This window comes from Microbulbifer maximicatervae (SeqCode), from assembly GCF_052466985.1.
Genome location: NZ_CP174298.1, coordinates 4,439,874 through 4,466,441, shown reverse-complemented (window position 1 = coordinate 4,466,441; position 26,568 = coordinate 4,439,874). Strand labels below are relative to the sequence as shown.

23 protein-coding genes are annotated in these 26,568 nt (G+C 48.5%); 6 read left to right on the top strand and 17 right to left on the bottom strand.

Translation table 11 applies throughout. The features are described from left to right. Positions 1 to 866: 866 nt before the first annotated feature. Positions 867 to 1,226: a putative quinol monooxygenase gene (locus ACJJI3_RS19735; protein WP_444940676.1), complete on the top strand. Its 360-nt coding sequence runs from the start codon at positions 867 to 869 to the stop codon at positions 1,224 to 1,226. Positions 1,227 to 1,532: 306 nt separating this feature from the next. Here ACJJI3_RS19735 and ACJJI3_RS19730 read toward each other — a convergent pair whose 3' ends face one another. Beyond that, entirely contained in the window at positions 1,533 to 2,267 is a 735-nt protein-coding gene (locus tag ACJJI3_RS19730; RefSeq protein WP_444940675.1) for a sulfite exporter TauE/SafE family protein, read from the bottom strand. A gap of 149 nt (positions 2,268 to 2,416) precedes the next feature. Continuing rightward, positions 2,417 to 3,025: a MarC family protein gene (locus tag ACJJI3_RS19725; protein WP_413663436.1), complete on the bottom strand. Its 609-nt coding sequence runs from the start codon at positions 3,023 to 3,025 to the stop codon at positions 2,417 to 2,419. 156 nt (positions 3,026 to 3,181) lie between these two features. Here ACJJI3_RS19725 and aceK point away from each other — a divergent pair, with 156 nt between their 5' ends. Both aceK and ACJJI3_RS19715 read left to right on the top strand, forming a co-directional pair. Beyond that, the gene (gene aceK, locus ACJJI3_RS19720) at positions 3,182 to 4,936 is read left to right on the top strand and encodes a bifunctional isocitrate dehydrogenase kinase/phosphatase (RefSeq protein ID WP_282931143.1); all 1,755 of its coding nucleotides are present in this window, start codon (positions 3,182 to 3,184) and stop codon (positions 4,934 to 4,936) included. A 56-nt stretch (positions 4,937 to 4,992) separates the two neighbouring features. Next, complete coding sequence (locus ACJJI3_RS19715) at positions 4,993 to 5,502, top strand: hypothetical protein (RefSeq protein WP_444940674.1); 510 nt, start codon at positions 4,993 to 4,995, stop codon at positions 5,500 to 5,502. 100 nt (positions 5,503 to 5,602) lie between these two features. Here ACJJI3_RS19715 and ppk1 (ACJJI3_RS19710) read toward each other — a convergent pair whose 3' ends face one another. Next, on the bottom strand, positions 5,603 to 7,654 hold the full coding sequence (ppk1, locus tag ACJJI3_RS19710; protein WP_444940673.1) for a polyphosphate kinase 1: 2,052 nt from the start codon (positions 7,652 to 7,654) through the stop codon (positions 5,603 to 5,605). A 359-nt stretch (positions 7,655 to 8,013) separates the two neighbouring features. After that, positions 8,014 to 10,062 carry a polyphosphate kinase 1 gene (gene ppk1, locus ACJJI3_RS19705; protein WP_444940672.1) on the bottom strand — a complete coding sequence of 683 codons (2,049 nt, stop codon included), beginning with the start codon at positions 10,060 to 10,062 and terminating at the stop codon, positions 8,014 to 8,016. Between the two features lie 385 nt (positions 10,063 to 10,447). Between ppk1 (ACJJI3_RS19705) and ACJJI3_RS19700 the strand changes: the two genes are divergently transcribed. The 3 genes from ACJJI3_RS19700 to ACJJI3_RS19690 all read left to right on the top strand — a co-directional run bounded on the left by ACJJI3_RS19700 (position 10,448) and on the right by ACJJI3_RS19690 (position 14,062). Beyond that, entirely contained in the window at positions 10,448 to 11,920 is a 1,473-nt protein-coding gene (locus ACJJI3_RS19700) for a Ppx/GppA phosphatase family protein (protein ID WP_444934265.1), read from the top strand. Positions 11,921 to 11,935: 15 nt separating this feature from the next. Next, a complete protein-coding gene (locus ACJJI3_RS19695; protein WP_444940671.1) occupies positions 11,936 to 13,459 on the top strand; it encodes a protein adenylyltransferase SelO in 1,524 nt (507 codons plus the stop codon). A 183-nt stretch (positions 13,460 to 13,642) separates the two neighbouring features. Further along, entirely contained in the window at positions 13,643 to 14,062 is a 420-nt protein-coding gene (locus ACJJI3_RS19690) for a DUF2147 domain-containing protein (RefSeq protein ID WP_108734638.1), read from the top strand. 64 nt (positions 14,063 to 14,126) lie between these two features. Here the strand turns inward: ACJJI3_RS19690 and ACJJI3_RS19685 are convergent, their stop codons facing one another. The 13 genes from ACJJI3_RS19685 to ACJJI3_RS19625 form a co-directional block, all read right to left on the bottom strand. Then, positions 14,127 to 15,206: an HlyD family secretion protein gene (locus ACJJI3_RS19685; RefSeq protein ID WP_444940670.1), complete on the bottom strand. Its 1,080-nt coding sequence runs from the start codon at positions 15,204 to 15,206 to the stop codon at positions 14,127 to 14,129. Then, entirely contained in the window at positions 15,199 to 15,648 is a 450-nt protein-coding gene (locus ACJJI3_RS19680) for a MarR family winged helix-turn-helix transcriptional regulator (RefSeq protein WP_413663442.1), read from the bottom strand. Before ACJJI3_RS19680 ends, ACJJI3_RS19685 begins: the two co-directional genes overlap by 8 nt. Before the next feature lie 137 nt (positions 15,649 to 15,785). Beyond that, on the bottom strand, positions 15,786 to 18,035 hold the full coding sequence (parC, locus tag ACJJI3_RS19675; RefSeq protein WP_282931134.1) for a DNA topoisomerase IV subunit A: 2,250 nt from the start codon (positions 18,033 to 18,035) through the stop codon (positions 15,786 to 15,788). A 375-nt stretch (positions 18,036 to 18,410) separates the two neighbouring features. Beyond that, positions 18,411 to 18,947, bottom strand: coding sequence for a hypothetical protein (locus ACJJI3_RS19670; protein ID WP_444940669.1), 537 nt, complete (start codon positions 18,945 to 18,947; stop codon positions 18,411 to 18,413). A 410-nt stretch (positions 18,948 to 19,357) separates the two neighbouring features. Continuing rightward, positions 19,358 to 20,065, bottom strand: a complete 708-nt coding sequence (locus ACJJI3_RS19665) for an RHS repeat domain-containing protein (RefSeq protein ID WP_444940668.1) — start codon at positions 20,063 to 20,065, stop codon at positions 19,358 to 19,360. Positions 20,066 to 20,299: 234 nt separating this feature from the next. Then, positions 20,300 to 20,905, bottom strand: a complete 606-nt coding sequence (locus ACJJI3_RS19660) for a DUF416 family protein (protein ID WP_444940667.1) — start codon at positions 20,903 to 20,905, stop codon at positions 20,300 to 20,302. Between the two features lie 199 nt (positions 20,906 to 21,104). Continuing rightward, on the bottom strand, positions 21,105 to 21,629 hold the full coding sequence (locus tag ACJJI3_RS19655) for a hypothetical protein (RefSeq protein ID WP_444940666.1): 525 nt from the start codon (positions 21,627 to 21,629) through the stop codon (positions 21,105 to 21,107). Then, complete coding sequence (locus ACJJI3_RS19650) at positions 21,604 to 21,825, bottom strand: hypothetical protein (RefSeq protein ID WP_444940665.1); 222 nt, start codon at positions 21,823 to 21,825, stop codon at positions 21,604 to 21,606. Before ACJJI3_RS19650 ends, ACJJI3_RS19655 begins: the two co-directional genes overlap by 26 nt. Positions 21,826 to 22,157: 332 nt before the next feature. After that, entirely contained in the window at positions 22,158 to 22,625 is a 468-nt protein-coding gene (locus tag ACJJI3_RS19645) for a DUF2947 family protein (protein WP_444940664.1), read from the bottom strand. A 16-nt stretch (positions 22,626 to 22,641) separates the two neighbouring features. Further along, the gene (locus ACJJI3_RS19640) at positions 22,642 to 23,526 is read right to left on the bottom strand and encodes an RHS repeat-associated core domain-containing protein (protein ID WP_444940663.1); all 885 of its coding nucleotides are present in this window, start codon (positions 23,524 to 23,526) and stop codon (positions 22,642 to 22,644) included. Between the two features lie 26 nt (positions 23,527 to 23,552). Then, entirely contained in the window at positions 23,553 to 24,449 is an 897-nt protein-coding gene (locus tag ACJJI3_RS19635) for a hypothetical protein (protein WP_444940662.1), read from the bottom strand. 16 nt (positions 24,450 to 24,465) lie between these two features. Continuing rightward, entirely contained in the window at positions 24,466 to 25,446 is a 981-nt protein-coding gene (locus ACJJI3_RS19630) for a dockerin type I repeat-containing protein (protein ID WP_444940661.1), read from the bottom strand. Further along, positions 25,443 to 26,546, bottom strand: a complete 1,104-nt coding sequence (locus ACJJI3_RS19625; protein ID WP_444940660.1) for a hypothetical protein — start codon at positions 26,544 to 26,546, stop codon at positions 25,443 to 25,445. Before ACJJI3_RS19625 ends, ACJJI3_RS19630 begins: the two co-directional genes overlap by 4 nt. Positions 26,547 to 26,568 lie beyond the last annotated feature (22 nt).

Below are 26,568 nucleotides of genomic sequence, written 5' to 3'. Positions count from 1 at the left end.
ACTGACTTCCAAAGTGAATTGATAATGCTTGTTGTATTTCAGAGAAATAGCTTCCATACAAGAAAGTCATCAATTCATACTTAAATAAAATAGCTATGTATGAATTCTACAAGTCCGCACCTGTACAAAAAACACACTAGCAAGGACTTTAAATTATCAGGTACAACTTTTTTCTACTCCCCCTATTTGGCAGTTTCACTCTTCATTTATCAAGCGCTTAAGTAATGTGTTTTATGCCTTTTAGCTTGAAATAAGGGTACACAGGCTGTTACGCCGTCTTACACCTTGGGACTAATCCTTAAAATCAAGTATTAATTAGGAGAGACAAAGAATACAAAATCTTAAATGCGCCAAAGAGAAAATTCCTGTTAACGATTACATTTGACTACCCACATCAAATTTAAATATTGTCTCTAGAACGCTAAATTTAGAAATTGTTGCTGATCCGGGGATCTCATCGTTGTTTACCAATCAGTACATATAGAAAATATGCCACTCTTAAATATTAAGGAGCCTCTAAAGAACAGCTGAATACAATTGGGCTTATCTCACAACACAAGTATTGAACCCTCCCTTAGACCAAACAATGAACCGCCAGTCATTCCTCAAGCAGGTTTCTGATATAAGGAACCCGGTGAATTTCAGTGCAACTGGAGAGCTATCAAATAGCTAGCTTTACCAAACTAGACGCCACGATGTCGTCTACAATATCTAGGACCATCGCTTGATCTTCTTCCTGAGTAGAGCAGTTACTCCCCCTCTGGTATTTAGCGGCGGGTTGCTTATCAGTCAGCATGCTCCCAGGGTCTAAAAGTTGTTGCTCTACTACTTATGTCAAAGCCTATTAAACCGTATTGGAGATACTTATGTTTAATAATGTTGGCTGGATTGTGGAGGCGAAAATAAAGAACGGACAGGAACAGGCCTTTAAGTCAATTGTTGATGAAATGGTAGAGATAATCTCGCAGCAAGAAACGGGGACACTGAATTATCAGTACTATATTTCTGATAGTGGAGAAATTATTGTATACGAGCATTTCAAAGATGTAAGTGCCGCGCATAAACATGTGGATACCTGGGAGAATTATTCAGAGCGCTGGCTCAAGACGGCAGAACCCACTCGCGTCATCTATTTAGGCGATCTTCCCAAAGATCTTCAGGCACGCCATGCAGGCCTAACCCCCCAGCAGTATCACACCTATGCAGGATTCGAGCGCAGCCATTAATAAACTGAATATAAAAATTGTACTAAGGAGCCTCTGAATAACTCCGTAATGCCTCTGCGGGTCTTGAAGGCTGCAGGTGTTAGGCGCAACTCGCCGTGAATGGCCGTAAGCCCTTTGCAAGAGCGGCAACGCAGCAGCTGTGGCCTTCAAGGCCCGCCCTTCGGGGCTTGCAGAGGTATCACGGAGTTATTCAGAGACTCCCTAATTCTTATGATGATAGTATTGTAATTAGGGGACCGAATTTTAATTCTTTGCTTTCCAAACGGTTAGTTTTAGCAATAAATTATAAATACTATCCCTATAAATCTAAGCCATGTCATAAAGCGCTTTTATCACTAGTACCAAGCCACACAAGAACATTACCAATAGAGTGTATTTCCTAAACTTTTTAAAGCTGACCTGATTCAATCTCCTTTTCGCGAGGGTTACACCAATAATCCCCCCAAGCCCAGCCGCCACACCATAGAATGCCAACTCTAGGGATACCGCCGAGAATGTAATATAAGTTCCCAGCTTTACAAGCTGCATTAACAGCCCATTAAAGGCCTTAGTGGCTATCAGGGATTCTTTCTCGAGGCCATAATTCAGCAAGAAAGGGTTCTTAAGCGGACCCATTGCCCCAATAAGACCGGAAGCAAAAGCGGACACCAATCCCAAAGGTAAAAAATAGGGAAGTGACATGGGAAAAGATCTTTCCCTATGGCCAAAGCGATACTGAAGTATCGTGGACATTAAAAAAAGCCCAACCACTATTTGTATCCACTCTGGGGACATCTGTGTATAGGAATATGCACCTAGCAATGCCCCGACTAAGCTTCCCGGGGTAAGCCAGCGTACTACCCGCCAATCAATATAGGACCAAAAAATCAGGGCCCGGTAGGGTGAAGCCAGGCACTTAGCAATGGTTACCGTTGGTGCAACCAGGTGTGGGCCAACGATAAAGCTAATCACTGGAACAAGGAGCAGTGCCCCGCCCCCGGCCGCAAGCGTGCTGATATACCAAATCAAGACGCCAAAAATCAGCAGCAATAGCTCTATCATTTTACCGCTTCAGAAGTCACCAAAATCACAATGAATAAAGTAGAAATTCAGGCTTGGGCGCAATTCCAACACTAACCGGCAATCCAATACTCTCTTCACTAGAAGATACGTAGCCTTAGCTCAACCAGTACAAAACCAAATGCCAGTAGCTAAATTGAAAAGAACTGCTGAATCCCGACAAGTACATTCGTTGTTGCTACTGAGGCCAGGATCAGCCCCATAACTCGACTTACGATACTGGCCCCGGCATCACCTATAAATCGATATATCCAGTTGGCAGTTAGCAGCAGCAATATCACTATCGCCAACACCGCTACCATGGCAGATGCTGTACTCAGCTGATGAACCACATCAAATCGATGGTTATCTGTGAGTACCACAGCCGCGAGCATGGCTCCGGGTGAGGCAATGGAGGGCACCGCAAGAGGGAAAATCGCTGTCTCATGCCCCTCACGGATGATTTCTATCTCCTGCTCTGGCTTGCTCTCACCAAATATCATGGTTAAGGCAAACAGAAACAGGACGACGCCTCCAGCTACCTGAAATGCAGAAAGGGGCACGCCAATCGCCTCGAGGAAGAATTGCCCTGCGACCAAAAAGAACAACAAGATCCCGGTTGCGACGAGTACTGCCAGCCAGGCTATCCTGCGCTTTTGCCACTCTGCATGTCGTGAAGTGACTGCGATAAACACTGGCAGAGTACCCACCGGGTCAATCACAGCAAAGAAAAAGACAAAGCTACTGATCCAATCGTTCAATTGGGACTCCGACGTGCCGTGCTACTATCCGCTTAATTAGAGCCCCAGGCAGTATGGGCAGGACCGGAGCGAGGTGTGCTTAGGGGGTCCAACGCCGTTATCTACGGTAACTGCTGGCGCAAGCGTAACTTGTAACTTAGAAAAAAAGTCTAGTGCATGACGAATCACTCACCGACCGCCCGACGCATCGCTAAAACCATCCTCAATGGTTTTGACGCCTATTTCGCAGACTATCAGAACATCACTTTGGGCGCCAAGGCCCGTTTTGAAACCGCCTCCTGGCAAGCGGCACATGAGGCCAATAAAGCCCGGATCGATCTTTACAAAACCAAGGTCACCCAAGTGGTGGACCTGGTCCATTCGGTAACCAGCAAGGACACCAGCCAGCTGGAGCTGTGGCGTGATGCCCGCGCCACTTATGCACAGCTGATTGCCAATCACAGCAATTATGAGATCGCCGAGACCTTTTTTAACTCGGTGTTTTGCAGCCAGTTTCACCACACCAACATTCACGACAGCAATATCTTCGTCAAGCCGTCCCGAGCACCGGAAGACAAACCGCTACGGGATTACAGCATCTATATCAGTTACAGCGGCCGCCACGGCCTCGAGTGTATGGTCGAAGATATTCTCAAGGATTTCAGCTTCTCCACGCCCTGGGAGAATATGGAGCGCGACATTGCCCATATCTGCGAATCCCTGCGCAGCGCCCCCCTGGCCAATGTGGACAACGAGAAACACTTGCGGGTGGATATGCTGGAGTCGGTTTTCTACCGTAACAAAGCGGCCTATCTGGTGGGGCGCATTATCCTGAACGGCGAAGTTATCCCCATGATCCTGCCCTGCCTAAACAACGGGCGCGGCGGTATTTTTGTGGACACCCTTATCTACAATAACGACTCCGCCAGTATCATTTTCAGCTTTACCCGTTCCTACTTTATGGTGGATGCGCCAATCCCCTCCCGCTTTGTGCGCTTCCTATCCACCATTATGCCGCTCAAGGAGAAGTCTGAGCTTTACAACTCTATCGGCTTCCACAAACACGGTAAGACCGAGTTCTACCGCCATATCCTCGCCCATATGAAGGTCAGTAACGACAAGTTTGTTATTGCACCGGGCATTAAAGGGATGGTGATGAGTGTATTCACATTGCCCTCCTACCCGGTGGTATTTAAAGTCATTAAAGATGAGTTCGACCAGCCGAAAACTGTCACCGAGAAGATCGTAAAGGAAAAGTACAAGTTCGTATCCCGCTCTGACCGGGTCGGCCGTATGGCTGACACCCAGGAGTACTCTTACTTTATTTTCTACCGCAATCGCTTCAGTGAAGAGCTGATCAAAGAACTGCAGGAAGTGGCACCATCAAAACTGATCATTGATGAGAAGCGGGTCATCATCAAACACCTGTATGTAGAGCGGCGCATGGAACCGCTTAACCTCTACCTGCAACACGCCAATGAAGAGCAAACCAAGGAGGCCATGGAAGAGTATGGCAATGCGATCAAACAGCTGGCAGCCGCAAATATCTTCCCCGGCGACATGTTGCTGAAAAACTTTGGGGTTACCCGTCACGGGCGGGTAGTCTTCTACGATTACGATGAACTCTGCCCATTGACGGAATGTAACTTCCGCAAGATTCCCGAAGCTCATACCTCTGAGCAGGAGCTGGCCGACAAGCCCTGGTATACCGTCGCAGAAGCCGACGTCTTCCCGGAAGAATTCCGCTTATTCTTCTCTGGAAATCCCACCGCGCGCGCGGCATTCGAAAAGCTGCACGGCGATTTATACAACTATCGCTTCTGGAAACTCTTACAAGATCGTATTCGCGCCGGACATGTGGAGAGTGCTTTCCCCTATCGACGCAAGTGGCGTTTCCCCCGCCGCTCCCATAACCGTGCACAACAAAAGTAGACGACCAATCTATGACTATATTGGTAGGAGGACTTTTCCAAGGGAGCGGATAATCCGTGCATATTTTTCGCTGGACTCTAGTTGCCGCAACTGTTTCCCTGCTGACGACCAGCGGTTGCGGCTATTTCCCCAGCGAGATGTCCATCCCCGGTAAGCTTCCGCCGGCAAAGCGCCCCCCACCTTACGCACGAATCACAGGAAAACCCCATGTGGTTAGCTGCGCAACCCCCGCCCGGGGGTTTCCAACCCTGTCCTTTGATGAAGTGTTTACTTTTACCGAAAATCCGCGACAACCGTTCGTAGAGTCAAACGGCCTCCCCCAACAATTCGACGTGATTGCCTATGTCTGGGGCGCGGAAAGGTGTACGCCAGCAGCCTTCTGTAACTACGGAGATTATTACCAGCTGCTGGGACGTGGGCCCAGAGGCGACTTTGCGACCTGGATCTCAACACCACAATATCCCCGTATTACGATTCAATCCCCCTGCGGCCAGCGACTGAAGGTGGGCCAGGGCTATCGTTTTTCATTTAGTGATGGACAACTGGTGGGATTTAGCCCCAACTGAAAAAAGAGTTGCCACTAGCGTGATAGACCGTATTTGAGACATGCGGTAAAGACACCCGGTTAGGCCTCTTGGGCACCGTACAATTTCCCTTCTGCCTTTTTTAGTACCTCTGGGAATGCTTCTTCAAGTAGCGGTAAATAGCGTCCTGGGCCCGACAGCCCCTACTCCCTTCATTAGCCAATCTGGTATTGGTTTGACCGGCATCAATTAAGCGGGCTTTCTGATTATCATGCCACTGTAATTCCATGATCTTCTTAATGGTTCGGAGGTGTCGAGAATTGGTTACCGGATAAGTAACTTCGATCCGTTGATCCAGACAGCGGTTTTTCAGGTTTGCAGAGGACATCCACATCAGTTCATCGCCACCATTATGAAACACATAAATCCTTGCGTGCTCCAGAAACTTATCCACCAAACTAATCACCTTAATATTGTCGGATAATCCAGGGGTGTCGCATAGCAAAGAGCACTCACCGCGAACGAGTAATCGAATCTCTACTCCCGCAGCGCTCGCCCGATAAAGATGGGCAATCAGTTTGCTGTCTATCAGGCTGTTGCACTTAAAGAATATGCCAGCCTTACGCCCAGCGAGGGCCGCCTCTATTTCCCGGTCTATGGCCTGCTCAAAGGAACTTCTCAATGAGAAAGGAGAGACAATAATATGCTTGAAAACCTGTTTTGTATTGGGGAATCGCATAAATTCAAACAAGTTATAGATGTCGCGACCCACTCCCTGATCATTAGTCAACACACTGAAATCACAGTAGACACGAGCAGTACTCTCGTTAAAATTTCCTGTTCCCAACTGGGTATAAAAACGATTCTTTCCCTGCTCACGGCGGACTACAGAAATTAACTTCGCATGAACCTCCATTTCAGGAACGCCGTAAACAACCAACACTCCCGCTTCTATTAATTTACGGGACCAATAAATATTGGCTTTTTCATCAAAACTCGCCCGCAATTCAACAACCGCAATTACTTTTTTATTATTTCTTGCCGCATTAATTAACGCCGCGATTACCCTTGAGTTTTTCGCCATTCGATACAAGGTAATACGTATCTCTTTTACCTGCGGGTCAATAGAGGCCGAAGCAAGGAAATTTGTTATTGCCCAAAAATCATGGTACGGATAACAGAACAATCCATCATCGTCTTGCAATTGGTCAAAAATATTTTTACTGGTGGATAAAGCCAAGAGCGGTGCCGGCCTTCTATACCGACAACTTTTGGAGTCCGGGGCAAAGCCCATAAGATCTTTGGAGTTGTGATAACGCCCACCAGGGGTATAACTATCCCTGGACCCCATCTTCAGCTTTTTCTTAATCAGCTCCAACAGTGTATTAGGCATTTCCATGTCGTAAGCAAGACGTACCGGCTCTGCACGCTTACGCTGCTTGAGCGACCGTTCAACACGTTCGAGAATATCCCGGTTGACGTACTCCCCCAGATCAATATCTGCATCCCGACTTATCTTGAACATATATGCCTTGGCAGAAAGAATAGGCAGGACATTACGGAAGACTTCTTCCAGGCACACTCGAATAATATTATCCAGAACGATGTAAACTTTCTCTTTCCTGCCTTGGCGCGATGGAATTTCCAGGAAGCGGGGAAGAATAGCAGTGGGGATTTCCATAACTGCATATCTGCTTGGCTCCCCTTTTAAATTCAAAGTGATAGCGAAATAGATATTGTTGTCACTCAGCAATGGCATTGCTGACCTGCCATCGATAAAAAAAGGCTCTAACTCCGGTAAAACCAGGCTATGGAAATAATTTTTTACAAATCCCAACTGATGGCTATTTAAGCTATCTTCTCGAACAAGATAAATACTATGTTTTTTCAATCCCGATAACACTTTGACATAAGCTTCGGCATAGCGCTTTTCAAGTGTCAAAATACGATCGTTAATAGTTTTCAATAGCTGGGAAAAGTGCTCCCTCTGCCCCACACCAGAATCAATACTCGCCAACCTCCGTACACCAGCCACCTTAATGCGGAAAAACTCATCCATATTCTGGGAGAAAATTCCGAGAAAGTGTACCCGTTCGATAGCCGGGACTGTTTCATCCTCGGCTTCCTGTAGTACTCGCTCATTAAAAGATAGCCAGCTTAATTCGCTGGGAAATAGAGGAATATCATTCAGCATAGATAGAGCACTTCACCAACGCTTCTACTATTGGTCACCAAAATACAGATACCAGCCTCCCCAAATCCGCCCTACTGGTACAGAGCTTAAAATCTGGCTAACTATAAAATAATAGAACAAGGTGACAGCGTATTTTTGGATTAACTCCTTGTGATATCGGCTATAAAACCAACAGTAGAGTTTCTAGCTTGGTAGCGGGATCAATAAATAGAGAAAAGATGCACTCTATCAAGAGTGAAGCCTAAACTGGGTAGAATAATGATGTTAGCAGTGCAAATGGTATTTGTGACCCCACAGACAAACTGAAGGGTCACCATTTAATCTAAGGAAGGTCTGCAGCCCATTATTGGCGATCTATACTACTCCGCCTCGCGCTGCTTTAAAAAGCGATAGATGGCATCCTGGGATCGACAACCTTTTCGTCCCTCATTAGCCAACTTGGAATTTGTTTGCTTGGCATCAATCAGCCGCGCCTTTTGATTATCACTCCACTGCAATTCCATAATTTTGCGAACTGTAGCCTGGTGCTCCGGATTCATAAGCGGGAAAGTGACTTCAACTCGCTGATCCAGGTTTCGTTTCATCAGGTCTGCCGAAGACAACCACATCAGCTCATCACCACCATTGTGAAAAATATAGACCCGGGCATGCTCCAGGTACTTATCTACCAAGCTGATAATACGAATATTGTCTGATACGCCCGGAGTTTCACAAACCAATGCACACATCCCACGAACGATAACACGAATTTTTACACCTGCGGCACTGGCACGATACAGCTGCTCAATAATCTGACTATCCACAAGGTTATTACACTTAAAAAATAGCGCCGCTTCCTTCCCTGCCTGGGCGGCATCAATTTCACGATCTATCGCCGCAGTAATCGCATCCCGATAGAAAAATGGTGAAGTGATAATACGTTTAAAAGAAGGGCGCTTACGCGGTGCCTGCATAAACTCAAATACATTGTAAACGTCCCGACCCAGCTCCTGGTTATTGGTCAATAAGCTAAAATCGCAATAGACCTTCGCTGTATTCTCATTAAAGTTACCGGTGCCAAGATGGCTGTAGAAACGGTCTTTGCCATCCTCGCGGCGAAGCACAGAAATTAACTTGCAATGTACTTTGAGGTTGGACATGCCATACACCACATTCACCCCGGCATCGCTCAACTCATGGGACCAATGGATATTGGCCTTTTCATCAAAGCGCGCCCGCAACTCCACCACCGCAGTCACTTTTTTGTTATTGCGAACCGCATTAACCAGAGCCGCAACTACACGGGAGTTCTTTGCTACTCGGTAGAGATTAATCCGAATTTCTTTAACTTGAGGGTCTAGTGCGGCAGATGCCAGGAAATTGACAATCGCATGGAAGTCATAATAGGGATAATAATAAAGCCGATCCCCTGCGCATAGCTGTGAAAATACACTTTCATTTTTCGGTAAGGCTGGCAGTGGTGTGAGGCGCTTATAGCGAAGTCGGGCGGATTCTCCCGGAAATTTCATCAGATCTTTAGAATTGTGATAACGCCCACCGGGGGTATAGGTATCATAACGCCCCATTTTCAGTTTCTTCTTTACCAACTCCAGTAAAGCCTCAGGCATATCACCATCGTATGCCATACGCACCGGATCTGCACGCTTTCTCTTTTTTAGTGAGCGCTCCATTCGGTCGAGAATATTCTGGGTTACCTCTTCACTTAACTCCAACTCAGCATCGCGACTGATCTTAAAGGTATAGGCGCTGGCTTTAGCGATAGGCACCACATGGCGAAATATTTCTTTAAGGCATCCCCGGATAATATTATCGAGAACGATGTAGACTTTCTCCCGCTTCCCCTCCCGTGGAGGAATCTCCACAAAGCGGGGAAGTGTATCCGTAGGAATCTCCATTGCCACATAGCGCTCGGTACCATCATCCAACTCAAGTGCTATCGCAAAATAGATACTGGTTTCATTAATTAATGGCATGGGCTTGCGCCCATCGATAAAGAATGGCTCCAACTCCGGCAGCACTTCCCGGTGAAAGTAACTTTCTACAAACTGGCGCTGGTTATCGCTAAGCGAAGTCTCCCTAACTACATGGATATCATGCTTTGCCAGATCCTTTAAAGCTTTGTTATAGGCCTTCGCATAGCGCAACTGTAACCTCAACACTCGATTATTAATCGATTGCAATAGATTACTGTAATATTCCTTCTTTTCTCCGCCAACGGAAAAGGCTGCTAAACGACGTACCGCTGCAACATGCACACGGAAAAACTCATCCAGGTTATTAGAGAAGATTCCCAAAAAATGTACGCGCTCAATAACAGGTACACTTTCATCTTCCACCTCCTGTAAAACACGCTCATTAAATGAAAGCCAGCTCAACTCTTTGGGAAATAGAGGCACATCGTTAGACATTGCAAAACCATAAAACGCACCCAGTATCTGACGGCAGTTTAATAATCCAGATTATTCTGGAAGCAGCCTTAACACGGGGCTGAGGGTCAAGATTAAGTAAAGAAATATGCCACTGAAATGTGGCTGTGAGCAAGCGCCTATAGCAATATAACGATCTAGTATGGCTTCACAGTTTTCTGCCACACTGTTTCAGTCCATAAATTGGCACAAATAAATAAAAAATATCTTTTATTTATAAAAGATATTTAATAATTTTGTAACATTTTTATAGGTGGCGCCTTTTTGGTGCGCTGTATATTGACTGCACCCACTATTGGACCGAAAAGTGGAAAAATGAATAATAGAGCGTCCGACTCCATACATTAGCGCTTTCAACGGGATATTGATGCAAGCTCCAAACGAACGCTATGCCGCCCTAGATTTGGGCTCAAACAGTTTCCATCTGCTCCTGGCGGAATTTCGCGATCAGCGCATGGTACGCCTGCACACAGACAGAGCCATGGTGCGCCTGGCCGAGGGGCTGGATATTAACCACCACTTGGACCCGGCGGTAACCGAACGGGCCCTGGCCGCTCTGCAGCGCTTTCAACCAGTGATGGATAAACTGCCCCTCGATCATGTGCGTGTTGTGGGTACAAATACACTGCGTATGGCTGCGGCCAATGCCGATGGCTTTTTGGAAGAAGTGGAATCAATACTCGGTGTGCCGGTGGAAATTATCAGCGGTATCGAGGAGGCCCGCCTGATCTTCACCGGGGTTCTCGCCGCCGCCAATGGCCCCCCTCGCTTGCGCTGCATTATTGATATTGGCGGTGGCTCTACGGAGCTGGTTCGCGGTGGTGATACTCCACAGCAACTGGAAAGCCTGGATATAGGCTGTGTTTCCTACAGTAAACGTTTCTTCGCCGATGGCCTGATCAGCCGCAACACTGTAAACCACTTCCAGCGCGCGCGGCGAGCGGCGCGGGCCGAATTGCAGGAGCTACAGCATATTGCCGAAGGCGCGGAAGTTACCGGTTGCTCCGGGACTATCAAAGCGGTTGCCAGGATTTGCAATGATGGTGAAGTAAAGGCGATCAAGCGCGGGGATATCGATCAGCTTGCGCACCGGGTTTCCTCCGCCAAACATATCGCGGACCTGGATTTGCCCTACCTGGATGAAGAGCGTCGCCCGGTATTCGCTGCCGGCTTAGCGATACTGCATGCAATATTCTGCGAACTCGACATTATGCGTATGGAAGTCTCCCCCTATGCAATCCGCGAGGGCATAGTGCACGACTTGGCCGGGCGCTTGCACGGCGGGGATCGACGTGCAGATACGATTGCCGCCATGGTAGAGCGCTGGCAGGTAGATACCAACCAGGCTAAACGTGTCAGTTCCACCTCACTCAAGCTCCTGCAGCAGTTGCGCCCCCAGTACCCACCAGAAGGCAAGGTGCGACTGCACTGGGCTATCCAGTTGCACGAAACCGGCCTGGCCCTAACTCACAGCAGCTTCCGCAAGCTGGGGGCCTATATGGTTAAACACGCCGATATGGCCGGATTTGCCAAAAGTGAACAGGAGCACCTGGCCTATCTGGTGCACAACCAACGGGGAAGAATCAAACCGCCACGGGAGCACTATGGCTTCCACCCCAGCCCAGACCTTCTGTTATGCCTGCGCCTCGGATGTATTATTCACCGGGACCGCACCGAACGCAGCCTGGACGGCTTAAAGCTATATGACCAGGGAGACGCCTATCACCTGGAAGCCGATCAACAGTGGCTGGAGGATAGCCCGGCAATTGCAGAATTGTTGGAGCAGGAAGAGCAACACTGGCGCTCACAGAATCGGCCCCTACAGATAACGGCGGTATAAGAGCCAGGGGCCCTTGTGAGCCACTCTGAACACTGGCGTTTTACGCAAATATTCACCCTACAATCAAAAGCTATGAAACTGAGCGAAGTCACTCTCGAACACCACTATGCGGATATGGGGGAAGCCTTTGGCACCCCCATAGCACCCACTCCTTTCCGCCACCCCAAGGTAATCGATACCAACCCTTCAGTGCTGCAACTATTGGGAATAGATCCCAACGAGAAATCTGCCCCCGCCTGGGCCGAGCTGGGCTGCGGCGCCCGCCTGTTTAAGGGAAGCCGCCCATTTGCGATGAAATACACCGGTCACCAGTTCGGGGTCTACAACCCGGACCTGGGGGATGGGCGAGCACTGCTGTTGGGTGAAATCGAGAGTGAAGGCCGGCGCTGGGAACTGCATTTAAAGGGTGCAGGAAAAACGCCCTACTCCCGCTTTGGCGATGGCCGCGCAGTATTGCGCTCCACCATACGGGAGTACCTCGCCAGTGAGGCACTCTACGGCCTCGGTATTCCCAGCACCCGGGCACTGTGCATTGTCGGAAGCGACGAACCAGTCACCCGAGAGAAAATCGAAACCGGGGCCATGCTGATCCGAGTGGCGGAAAGCCATGTGCGTTTCGGTCACTTTGAATACCTGTTTTACACCAAGCAACTGGAGGCCCTACAGGAGTTGATCGGGGTTATTTGCCGGCGCTTTATACCGGGTACAGAGGGTATAGCAGTGGGCGACCAAGCTGAAGCACTGCTGCGCTTTACCACCCGCCGCAGTGCAGAGCTAGTGGCAGCCTGGCAGTCCGAAGGCTTTGCCCACGGCGTGCTCAACACCGATAACATGTCGATTATTGGCGACACCTTTGACTACGGGCCCTACGCCTTCCTGGACGACTACAACCCCACTTTTATCTGCAACCACTCCGACCACACCGGCCGCTACGCCTTTGAGCAACAGCCTGGTGTCGTACTGTGGAACCTGAATGCTCTAGCCCATTCACTGTCGGCCTTTGTCGGTGTAGACGCTCTGCGCGAATGCCTGGAGCAATTCCAGCCGGTGGTAAGCGAGGCCTATGCGCAACGTATGCGGGCCAAACTGGGCCTGGAAAAAGAAGAGGATGGCGACCAGGCCCTCTGCTCGGAACTGCTGAAGTTGCTTCAACACGGCGAGGCTGACTACAGCCTGTTTTTCCGCGCCCTGGCCCACTACCGGGGGGAGCGTCCGGCCAGCGCTTTACACGAGTTACTCAAACCCTCTCACCACAGCGCCCTGGATCAGTGGCTGGAGCACTATGATCGCCGCCTCACCCGGGAGACAAATAACTCCCGGGAGCGCAATCTAGCCATGCTGTCAGTCAACCCGAAATACATTCTGCGCAATTATTTGGCACAGAAGGTCATCGAGGCTGCTGAAGATGGCGACTATCATCCTTTGCGGACTCTGCGCCAGTTACTGCAATCCCCTTTCGCCGAGCACCCGGAGCGAGAAGTCTGGGCCAGTGCACCGCCAGAATCCGGCAAGCGTATCCCCTTGAGCTGTTCCTCTTGAAGGTGCCTTTGGATAACTCACAAAGGTCCCGAAATTGGGACAAATAGAGAGAAAAGGCAGGGATATGTGGCCAAATGCTACTTTTTGACTGTTAGATTTTACCTGATGACGACTAGCCCACTGCCCTCGTAGGTGACTTGATGTAATATCTGGGTCACCCTACTTTACATAGGAAAATAAGTGATGATTAGAAACCTGCTTCTGGCCACCTTTGGCCTGCTGTTCGCCCTGCAGGCCAGTGCTGCAGATATCCTGGGCAACTGGCGCACTATCGATGACGAGACCGGAGAGACAAAGTCCATCGTCAACATCTATGAAAAGGATGGGAAGTATTACGGCAAGGTAGTGGATCTTCTGATGAAGCCTAACGACACCGTTTGCGACAAGTGCCCAGGCGACCTGAAAGGTAAGCCCATTGTCGGCATGGATGTCATCAGCGGGCTGGAAAAGAAAGGGAAAAAATACGAGGACGGGGAAATTCTCGACCCGGTTAAAGGCAAGGTTTACGACCTGAAAGTCTGGCTGGAGGATGACAACACCCTTAAGCTGCGCGGCTACCTGGGCTTCCTCTACCGCACCCAAACTTGGCACCGAGTTCAATAAGCAACTAGGTGCAGCTCTCGGGCCCGAGTTCTATCGGGCCCAGAAACCTCTCTCGCAAGCCCAGTTAAAGCACCACCCTGCCGCTTTCACCGCTCGTTGCACGGGCCGACACCACTTTATCGTCTTCACTGGTATCAATTCGTACCTTGGCGCTCATACCTGCGCGCAGAGGCGGAGAATCCTTGAGGGGGTATAGACGCAATCGCACAGGCACCCGCTGCACGACTTTCTCCCACTTGCCACTGGCATTCTGCGGCGGTGTGGAAGCAAACTCACTGCCACTGGCGGGGCTCATACTGTCCACCTGAGCCTGCCACTCAAAATCCGGGTAGGCATCCAGGGTCACTTCCGCTTGCTGACCCGTGCGCACGCGACCCAGCTCAGTCTCTTTCAGGTTGGCCTCCACCCAAAGGCCAGTGGAGCCAATCATTTGCAGCAGGTTAATGCCCAGAGTGGCCATCTCCCCCACCTTGGGTACGGTATTGGCAATAGTGCCATCCACAGGAGCAATAATGCGCGTGCGCGATAACTGGTAGCGGGCGGTATCCAGTTGCGCTTGAGCCACTTTTAAATCTGCCTGCTCTTCCAGGGCAATACTGGGATCACCTCCCAGTTCAGCGCGCAAGCTGGAGAGCTTCTCAGCATTAATGGTGATCTGTGCACGGGCCCGCTCCAGCTGCTGGCGGGCGCTGTCCAGCTCCGCCTCGGAAAACGCCACCTTGCTCAGTTTTTCATTGCGCTCCAACTGGCGGCGATAAAAGTCCGCATCTTTGCGAGCCTGCTGCAGCGCTGCATCTGCTTCAGCATATTCCGAACGGCGAGCGAGCAATTCGTTGCGCACCTGGGCCAGGCGCGCCTCCGCCTCAGTCACCGCCAGTTCGAAGGCCGTGCGGTCGATCTGAATCAATAATTGCCCTTTCTCCACGACCTGGTTGGCACTCACCAGCACCTGAGTGACAACACCACTAACCTCGGGCGCGAGGGAAATCTTGTCCGCTTTCACGTAAGCGTTCTCTGTCTCGACAATATCGCTACCGCGCAACAGGTTCCATCCCCCTATCAGGGCGGCCAGTACCAGGAAAAAGGAGAGTGCGAACTCTCGTTGTCCGGCGCGGTCTAGCTTAATGGACAGCTTTTCAGTCACATTCAATCTCTTCACGTGTCAAATTCTTGCGCAACCGCAATAGCAGCGACTGCAATTGATCCACCTCTGCGGCAGAAAAGCCCGCAAGTGCCTCACTGCGGGTCTGCTGGGCTACGCCGCCCAGCAACTCGAGGGCCGGCATTGCCTGCCCCGTCAGATAAATACGGAAACAGCGCCGGTCCTCGGGATCGGGCCTCCGCTCCACCAGTCCCTCCTGCTGGAGGTTATCCAGCTGGCGCGCCAGACTGATCGGCGCTAGGTCCAGGCGCTCGGCCAACTCTGCCTGCTTGAGGCCCTCCTCGCGCAATAGATGCCAAAGCACCTGCCAGCGGGATCCACTCAGCCCGTGGTCCTTGGCTCTACGGTCGAAGTTTCGCCGCAGCAGCCGTGCTGCACTGTGTAGTTCAAAACTCATTTCAGTAACGGCATCTTCCCTGGACATATCTGCTCTCCCTGTCTAAGGCCGCTCATTATAAGCCTGCTTATTATTTCATCAATGTGTGAGTTATCAATATCCCAAAACCCCATTAAAAAAGGCGGTCACTAGGACCGCCCTTTCGACCTGCATCCGGGATGGGTCTATTTCTCCAGAACCTCGATCTTATCGACCTTCTGGAAGCCCCGGGGCAGCTTGTTGCCGCGCCGGCCACGCTCGCCGCGATAGTGATCCATCTCCGAGATCTTGATCTTGGTATGGCGCTTACCGGCGTGAACGACCAGTTGGTCCCTGCCCTTCAATACAGCAACACCGATGACCACCTCTTCGCGGGCCGCAGCTCGGGCCGAAGTGATATTGATAATCTTGTTGCCCTTGCCTTTGGACAATTCCGGCAACTCAGTCACAGGGAATACCAACATGCGCCCTTCCGTGGTCACCGCTGCCAACAGAACATCATCGAGACTCTCCAGCAATTGAGGGGAAAGCACCTGGGCCCCCTTGGGCAGGGTCAGCATGGCTTTACCCGCCTTGTTGCGCGACTGCAAATCGGAGAGCTTGGCGATAAAGCCATAGCCCGCATCGGAAGCCAGTAGCACTCGCTGCTCATCAGGGCCCATCAACAAGCCCTCGAAGGTGGCACCGGAGGGGGGATTGATACGCCCGCTGAGGGGTTCGCCCTGCCCTCGTGCCGAAGGCAAAGTATGGGAGGCAATGGAGTAACTGCGACCGGTGCTATCGAGTAATAGCGCGGGCTGGTTACTCTTGCCCCGCGCGGCAAAACCGAGACTGTCCCCCGCCTTATAACTGAGCGCTGCCGCATCAATTTCATGGCCCTTGGCCGCGCGAATCCAACCTTTTTCAGAAACGATTACGGTGATGGGATCTGAAGACAGCAGCTCAGATTCACTAAACGCCTTGGCCTCTTCACGAGCCACAATTGGGGAACGGCGATCGTCGCCAAACTCTTTGGCTGCGGCCAGAAGCTCTTTCTTGATCAAGGTCTTGAGGCGACGCTCGCTATTCAGGGTCTTGGTGAGGGTATCTCGCTCTTTTTCCAGCTCCGCCTGCTCGCCGCGAATCTTCATCTCTTCGAGGCGCGCCAACTGGCGCAGCTTGGTATCGAGAATGTAGTCCGCTTGGATATCCGTGAGCTCAAAGCGATCCATCAGCTCCTGCTTGGGCTCGTCACAGGTACGGATAATTTCGATCACTTCATCAATATTGAGGAAGGCAACCAGTAAACCTGCCAACAGGTGCAGGCGCTTCTCAACTTTATCCAGACGGAACTGGAGACGACGGCGGGTGGTAGTGGCGCGGAAAGTCAGCCACTCCCGCAGGATTTTATCGAGGGACTTCACCTGCGGGCGCCCGTCGATACCGATCATATTCATATTGACGCGGTAGTTGCGCTCAAGATCGGTAGTGGCAAACAGGTGATTCATCACCGATTCCATATCCACCCGATTGGATTTCGGCACAATTACCAGGCGCGTCGGGTTTTCGTGATCCGACTCATCGCGCAGGTCGCTCACCATGGGCAGCTTCTTCGCCTGCATCTGCTGGGCAATCTGCTCCAACACCTTGGCACCGCTCACCTGATGGGGCAGCGCAGTAATGACAATATCGCCGTCTTCCTTACTCCACAGGGCACGCATTTTGATAGAGCCGCGACCGGAGGTGTAAATCTTACGGATATCATCCCGCGGCGTAATAATCTCTGCCTCAGTGGGCATATCCGGGCCGAGAATATGCTCACACAGCTCTTCTACTGTGGCCTTGGGATTTTCCAGCAGCTCTACAGTCGCGTTGACCACTTCGCGCAAGTTATGCGGGGGAATATCCGTAGCCATACCCACGGCAATACCGGTGGTACCGTTCAATAGAATATTGGGCACCCGCGCAGGCAGTACGCAGGGCTCATCCATGGTGCCGTCAAAGTTGGGCTGCCAGTCCACAGTGCCCTGACCCAGCTCCGACAGCAGCACTTCCGAATATTTACCCATGCGCGACTCGGTGTAACGCATCGCGGCAAAGGACTTGGGATCATCCGGCGAGCCCCAGTTGCCCTGGCCATCAATCAGGGGGTAGCGATAACTAAACGGCTGTGCCATCAGTACCATCGCCTCGTACACGGCACTATCGCCGTGGGGGTGGTACTTACCGATCACATCACCAACGGTGCGCGCGGACTTCTTATACTTGGCAGTATTCTTCAGGCCCAGCTCACTCATGGCGTACACGATACGCCGCTGTACAGGCTTAAGGCCGTCACCGATATTCGGCAGGGCGCGGTCCAGGATCACATACATGGAGTAATCCAGGTACGCCTTTTCGGTGTACTCCTTTAACGGCAGGCGCTCTGTGGCCTCATAAACAGAGGTGTCGGTCATACAGCACTCGTTATTTTGTTCGGAAGGGGCGGATTATGGCGGACTGGGGCGGGAGGTTCAAAGGGAGCTGGTGGTAAAGGGCTATATCATTGGCTCAATTCGAAATTTGTCACCTGTGTTTGGCCCATATGAGCAGATTGGAAAGCATCATATAGAGCAAAGGCTGCCATGCAGCTCAATGGGTCTCTTTATCACCAGGGGCCATTTTGCAGAACATTAACATCAGCCGATAACACAAAACCACGATGATTTACTCAAGAAGAAGCTTTAAATAACGGATTACCTCCAGCGAAGCCCTGCTGTAAACCACTTGATTACAGTAAGAATTAGTTGACCCAACAGCTTAAGTGTCTCAATTTATATTAGCTATTACCTTTAATAATCATTTACATTCTGTTCAAAATATGTCCTGAAGAAATCTCTTTTCATAACCTCTTTGCCAAAATATTTTTCTGACTCAGCCAAGGCTCCATCCATAGGCATTCCATTTTCTACATGCATCAGGAAACTCCTCAAAAAAATCTGTGTATCAATACTTCTAAAAAAGATATCTTCATCTCTATCATTTACTATTTTTTGAAAATCTGAGTAAGATTCAATTTTAGAAAGTAAATATTCAGCCAGTATATAAGCCAATTGTGCTACTTCACCATCAAATGAGCATCCAATGCGGTACTTTGCATCTATAAGTTCATCCGCGTCCAAAATGACTTCAATTAACCTTGGATAATCCGGGTTATACCGACCTCGGGGAAAGCAAAGCCACTTATTATATATTGGGGAAATTGTCTCATGATCTATACAGGCATAATAACCCCAGTTCCAAGTCCTACTATTACGAATAATTCTTAAGTATTTTCTTAACGGGCCGATGGAACCTATGGGCATCTCTTTATATTTAAAGCTTTTCATTACTGATTTTCTCTACTCCAAATACTCCAATAGTCAGAGCCGGAATCAAAATTATAACTTTATTTACCTATTATCTTAGAACCTGACTTGTCAAATTCATAGATAGTCCAAATAACTTGAACGTTTATCTTTGACAAATCTAAATCAGAGAAACGTGAAATACTTATGGAGCCTCTGAATAACTCCGTAATGCCTCTGCGGGTCTTGAAGGCTGCAGATGTTAGGCGCAGCTCGCCGCTAGTCCTTTGCAAGAGCTACAACGCAGCAGCTGTGGCCTTCAAGGCCCGCCCTTCGGGGCTTGCGGAGCGATTCACACTCCGCGTTGCGACTTCTTGAAAGGTCTAGACATTCCTGCGAAGCCGCGCCTTGATTGTGAACCGCTCTGCATGCCAGGGGTGTCACGGAGTTATTCAGAGGCTCCTTATATCTTCCGAGACAGAATTACTGATCCAGAGATCTCTCATTTGCTGTGTATCACTTTTAATTTTTCCAAAATTACTATTAGAATAAAACCTCTTCTTTATAGCTCTTTTCGTCCTACGTTTAATTTTATTTTTTGTAGACGCAATCTTCACCGCTTTAATTTCATATAAGGTTAACGTATTAGTTTTTTTATCATATTTTGCTCTGTCAGCCCTTCTAAAACCTACTCCTTTAAATTGAATCCAAACTTCTTGTTTAGTACCTTTATGCTCCTGATCAAACCGGGCTTCAGATTTTCTCTGCATGGCTCTACTACTCTCAGGGATTGTACCTGTAGGGTCAATAAATCTATAAGGATTCCCATTGGCATAAGCATATCGATTAAACATCATCGGGTTGCTTTCTACATTACCGAGTACCCCCTCCGGGTCCATCTGCAGGAAGCGTCCAAGCTCTGGGTCATAGTAGCGGGCACCCATGTAGGTGAGGCCCGTATCTTCATCCTGGACATAGCCGGTATAGCCCACAGCCGGGTTCTTGGCCTGCCCATTCTCATGAATGGCGCCGTAGGGCATATAGGCTTTGCGCCACAACAGATCACCACCCTCATCGGAAGCGGCAACCACTGAACCTAAGCCATCAGTGTGCAGGTAGGTGACGGTCACCTCTGCCTTCGAGGTGACCGAAAGGGCCAATAAAACAACTGCCGCCAGCAGGTTTATTAGATATTACATAACTCTTTACTCGCCTGTGTTCCCAACTAGCGGATTGCAGATACCTGGGCGCTCATTGAGGACCTATTGCCTTCGGTATCAAATATTGGCTACCACTGTAATGCTGGCTCCAGTAGTCGGACTGGACGTTGGCGGCACCGATTTGGGAAATCAAGGCGACATTAAATTCAGACATCTGGGATTCAATTTAACTATTTAAGTTTGTAAGTCTAAGCAACTTTCTCCCTGGTTTATTAATTTATCTGCAATTACCTTCATGGAAATAAATTGATCATCGCTTAAATTAGCGAGCAGCTCCAGATCCAACCTTTGTCGTTTTAACTCTAGCTGCATAAGTCTATGATTTAGAATCATTTGCTCAATATCAGGGCAATTTGGGTCCATATCATCCAATTCTTGAACATACATATCTACAGAGTCTATAGCTAAAGAGGCCCCCTCTATCACGAAGCTTGTCTTGTTATTAGTGAAAGCCTTCATAAGCAAGCTTACTGCTACAGCGGCATCTAAAGCTGAAGAAACAAAAATTGAATCATAATCTTCCGTATCAGGCGCTATCGCTTCACAACGTGAAGCATATTCAGTTAGATCGGCATTTGATACTCCAGCATTTAGAAGTTCATATGCCTTATGCATGGCTGACTCTAAAAGCTCCACTCCAGAGAGTTTTGATTCACGAGCAAAAAAGACAAAACTTGGTAGCAATCTCTGCGAAATTGCAAATAGAAAAACAAGCTGTTTCCAAAACTCCATTTTGGAAAACTCTCTACGCAAAGTAGTTTCATCAAATGCCTTTTCCATATCCAGCTCCTAATTTTTTAACTTGCTTCAGGAAGCGGCCCAGTTCCGGATCATAGTAGCGAGCACCCAGGTCAGCCACCACCTTTGTCATTACATTACGGAGGCCAACCTATAACTGTATCGATACTATCGACTGTGTAGCAGCATTTTGGTTGCTATAGGATATTAATAAGGACGTCTTTTCTGAAATAGGTAACTGCTAACCAAGTAAGTTATCCCACTTTTTCCCAAAGCTCACTAACTCTAAAAGGTATAGATCCTTATTTATCCGATCACCTGATAAATATAAAGCATTATCAAGATCTTCAGAGAAAACTTTTAAATCATCATCAAATATATACATTATCTCTTCCAAATGTCTGAAAAAATCATGGGTTTCTATATAAAACCCACCAATAGATCGCCATTCCAATGGGTAAATGAGAACTCTTTCCGAAGAAAAGTTTAGGAAAGCCCTAGATATTTTATCCATAAACAGAACAATATTATCTTTCACATCAAAGTATGCCCCCCCTTCAGCCATTGCTTTTGCTTTAGATTCAATCCCAATAGTTGACAGGAATATCCAACCTGCCTCCAACATCTCTACATCAATAAAGTCAAAAGAATTTTCACCCAGGATGCCAGTAAGTGCTAAAGAGTATTGATCTCTATTTCTCTCTCTCACTAGCTTTAATTCAAGTACGTGCCTTTTCAACCTACTCTTTTTTAATGTCGCTTTCATAAACCACCTTACTCTTACCCTTCTTTAATCGTGGTGCACCCTCTTTATTTACAAGTGGGCCATGCTCCTTTATTTTTCCTGCTTCTACATGATACGGAGTATGATCTGAAGAGTTGTTCGTATCTGCCCGACCATCCATAACTCCCGCAGGCTTTCCATCAGCCCCTTCCTTAATTTGGTGTCGTGGTTGATCCACACCACTCCTGCTTTGTGAATTTTGTCCTGACCTAGATGTGGGTATTCCAGCTTTTCTTTGAGCATTATTGGCGGTACACTTCTCTGATCGCCTGGATAAATACATCAGCCTATGAGGCCACTTGTCTAACACGGAGTTTTGAACACCCTCCTTCTAACCTATTGGTAGCTGAAACTAGAGTAAAAGGGAGGGTTTGATGAACTCAACCACCGAATCAAGATCAATAGAAACCTTCATTATATAAATTTAAGCTAACATCCCAACTCTCGAATATAAAACTATATACAAGGAGCGGAGATTTAGATTTAAAATTTGACCACAACTTATAAAACTTAGATAAATTTATCAATCTTTAAAAAGTCTCCAATAGCCCTGAATAAAATAGCCTCTTCAAAATCCTCATCAATAGGACACAACAAACAACAATCATCTTCAATGGATAAGAAATCATCCCAGTTTTCTCTAAACTTTAACCACGTTGTCTGAAAAACAAGTTTTTTCTTAATAAAATAACCCACAGTGCATTCGTCTGACCACTGGAAGTTATCTTTCATTAGAGATGAAATATCTTTTTTCTCTCCAGCATTGAAGGGTTCAAGCCAGTTTCCAAGCAACGTTAATTTTCCATCTACAATCCAGCTATGATCAGGAAGACTAAAGTAAGAACTAGCTTTAGGATCAATATTTTTTTCCCACACATCGGCGGCGCTATCTTCAGCCAACAAATATATCTCTTGACCTGAACCCTCAAAATACTCTCTAAAATCTGAAATTTCTACAGGAATTAATTTAGCATCCATATCCTTCTCGGCATTTCTAATTTGGCTTATCATAATAAATATGACCACCAGATTTTCCATCTTTCCATTTTATATGCTGTAAATCATTTCCCGCTCCTCTTTCTCTATCATTTTGATCATTATGTGTTTCATAACCTTTTCTATAGTTATTATCAGTATATTGCTTCTGCCTATCCATATTTCCACGAGATTCCTGAAGCAATCGCTTAGCATCTCCCGCTGTTTCAGTACGATAATTACGCTTCTCTTTACCTAACTCTTTTAAATCTGCAACCGCACTATTCCAGTCCTTAGTGTCAGGCTTAACTTTATCTAAGTCACTAGCTCGGACTGGCTTTTTAGGGTTTCTCTTTGCCTTAGAGGTGCCTTTTGCATCCGGGAGGATAATACCCTGTGCTAAAAGCTCATTTTCTGATGTCCTAAAGCCCAATCCAACTAAAATTGCGCCTCCAAGGTTCGCAGCATGGCCTCCATCCCTATTTTTTGGCGACCTCCCATCTGGATCAATAAACCTGTAAGGATTCCCATTAGCATAAGTATACCGATTAAACATCATCGGATTGCTTTCTACATTATCCAGGACACTAGCCGGGTCCATCTGCAGGAAGCGTCCAAGCTCTGGGTCATAATAACGAGCACCCATGTAGGTGAGGCCGGTATCGTCATCCTGGACATGGCCGGTATAGCCCACAGCCGGATTCTTGGCCTGCCCATTCTCATGAATGGTGCCGTAGGGCATATAGACTTTGCGCCATAACAGATCGCCGCCCTCATCGGAAGCGGCAACTACTGAACCTAGACCATTCGTATGCAAGTAGGTGACGGTCACCTCTGCCTGCGAGGTGACCGAAAGGGCCAATAAAACAACTGCGGCCAACAGGGTTTTTATTAGATGTTGCATGATTCTTTTCTCGCCTGTGTTCCCTACTAGCGGATTGCAGATACCTGGGTGCTCAGTGAGAGCCTATTGCCTTCGGTATCAAAATATTGGCTGCCACTGTAGTGCTGGCTCCAGTAGTCGGACTGGGCGTTGGCGGCATCGATCTGGGAGATCAGGGCGATATTAAATTCAGACATCTGGGATTCACTCAGGCCCTCTACTGCAGTCAGGTAAACCTGAACCTCAGTAGTACCGGACTCGCTAGCGGTGGCAGTGACATTGAGGTTAACCGCTTCCTGCCCCGGTAGTTTTTTTACCAGGGCGGCTTTGAGCACAGCACCGCTATCAGTATCCAGCGTATCGCTATGGGGAATAGTGAACTGGTGTTGCACTGCGGCGAGCAGGTGGCCTTCGAGGCTGCCACTTACAAAAGCCAGTGCCTGGGGAGCGGGTTCGATAGCTTCGGCACTGAGGCTCAAGTCACTGAAAGTCTTTGGAGTACCCAGGCCGGCCACCACTTCAACAGTCACCACCTTATCCCCATCAAAGTAACCTGGAGCGGATAAGATCAGTTCAGCAGTGCCACTAGCCAGTGTGGGCGCACTGGATGAAAGTGGGTCCACCAAGTCGATGGCCGCTAGCCAGAGGCCGGTATTCTCCATTTGCTGCACTTCGCTGGTGGGGTCGGCATAAACCCTGAAGACCTGGCGCACCTGCACAGTGTGCTCTGTATCCGCTGCATCTACTAGGGAAGCACTCAGTTGTTCAACACGCAGGATAGCGCTGCCGCTGGTATCCCCACTCTCTGAGAGATCATCGGCAGACAGGGAGATAATTACGGTATCTCCCGTTCGCACTGTGGATGTAAGAGCCTCTTCCTTACATCCAGCTAGCAGGGTGAATAAGGCCGATACGACAAATAGTTTTGCAATTAAAGTTTTCATTTATGTTTCCCTTTCCCTACTGCTTATTCGTTTCCTGCGCGCCCATAGCCAGGCGCTCAATAACAATGACATCGCCGAGGTCGATTACACCGTTGGTGTTCACATCACCGTGTCCGGGTTTCAATTGATCTTCACTAGCCTGCTCCAGCCCCATGGCAATACGCTTAACTGCGATAACATCTACCAGGTCTACTGCCCCATCGTTATTAAGATCGCCGTGCAGATAGTTGGGATCTGTACCCCTGGCAAATTCTTCCAGGTTGCTCATACCGTCACCGTCGCTATCCAGGTCTGCATCGGCAGCACTGTTGGGGTCCAGGTTATAAGTTCGCTCAAAGGTATCTGGCATGCCGTCGTTGTCACTATCATCTGAGGTGGCCAGGAGAGCTAGAGCAGTTTCTGACAACGCCTCAATCGCATCGGTAACGGTAATCAGACCGTTTGAAACTAGGTAGGGAATGGGCTCTCCCCCGATAATTCCGTCCTCTGTACTATTAATGGCACTAATAACATCCAGTGCCGTCACCTCCAGCTCGATATCACCAGAGTCAGCCAGCAGAACAAACGGTATATTGGCAACGCTGACCAAGCCTGTAGGCGATACTCCCGCTGTTTGAGAGGCTGTAATCGTCAAGGTCTTAATTTCTTCCAGGCCATCCACATAGGCCGAGTGCACTTCAGCAAATTCAGAATTGTCGCCCCCGGGAACAGTAAACGTGTCGACGATAGGGGTTATTTGTGTGGAGTTATATGCAATCTGTACACGAATTGCGCCGAGAGCGGCATTTACTGCAAGGTTGTCTATATCCATGGCAGTAACGCCACTTAAATCCACCTGTACCGGTATTGTCACTGTCGATAAGGGAATAGCCGTTTGGTCACTGCCCAAATTCACCGAAGCCCGTCCAGTAAAGGGAGATTGTTGGGCTATAGCAGCGGCGCTGAGCGAAAGGCTTAAACAGGCCCCCAGCAATTTCTTCTTACAAAAATTACTCATGGAGTGGGCTCCTCTGGCAACTCATCCTCAACCTTGATACCCACGAGGAGCTCCTTTAGACGAGCCAGGTCCTCTTCGTTAATTTCAGGTGACATTGAGAGGTTATCAATTCCTCCCTCTTTATATAAATCACATAAGGCAGGGTGAAAGGCGATCTTTTTCTGTAGCTCAGCCAGAGGATTATTCTCAACAACCCAGTCCAGTAGTAACTGGTCATAACTATTAACACTGCCACTCAAATCACAATCGCCCAGTGCCGAGTTATTGAGATAAACCAGCTCTCCCTTACCACTACCAGGGCCGATACCACGGTATAAAGTACTCTTGCCATCAGTCCCCTGATACAAACGCAATATTACTGCTTCACCAAAATCTCCCCGCTGGGGATCTGGCATAGAGCCAGTTACCCGCAGCAATTTGTTTTCTGATTCGGAAAACAGATTATTGAGATCTATCACTGCCAAAGGTGCTTGTACTCCATCCCCAACAAAAGCACTCAATGGGTAGCGTGAGCCTTCAACAGAGATGATTGCCAGATCACCTTTATTACCAGAGCTGGTATTCACAATTACCTGATCATTTAAATAGGGCTGTGAAATTCCGCTTTCGCTATCTAATTCAGTGTGAAGTCCACTGACACCGGTGCCCACGGTGAGCTGGAACGAATCCATATCACCGCAAAAATCGATACCGGCATCTGGACAAATAGTTTCCTCTGCGGAGCTTTCAGAAACCGCACTCGGTCTCAAGTAATAGGTTGTATCCGGTTCAAGACCGCGCGCATCCAGCTTAACAATCAGGCGGCTTTTAGCTTCACTCACAACGCTGGCGATGGAATGTGAGCGGAATTGCCCACTAATTTCCGGGTCTCCGGTATGCACCGGATACTCGACTATTTCTATATCCATCGCTGGAACAGTCGCACCTTGATCCGTATAAATCACTAACCCAGGCTGTGCCGACTCAGACAAAGTAAATATCACAGAAAGGGATCTGTCTGTTACATCTGCGATTACCAAGTCAGATATTTCTGTAGTTGCCGTATTTCCAGTCATCGGAGATAACAGCCAAGTCGCCAGCAGGCCCTGTAAAATCTTCAAGGAAGATCTCGAACTATTCCTT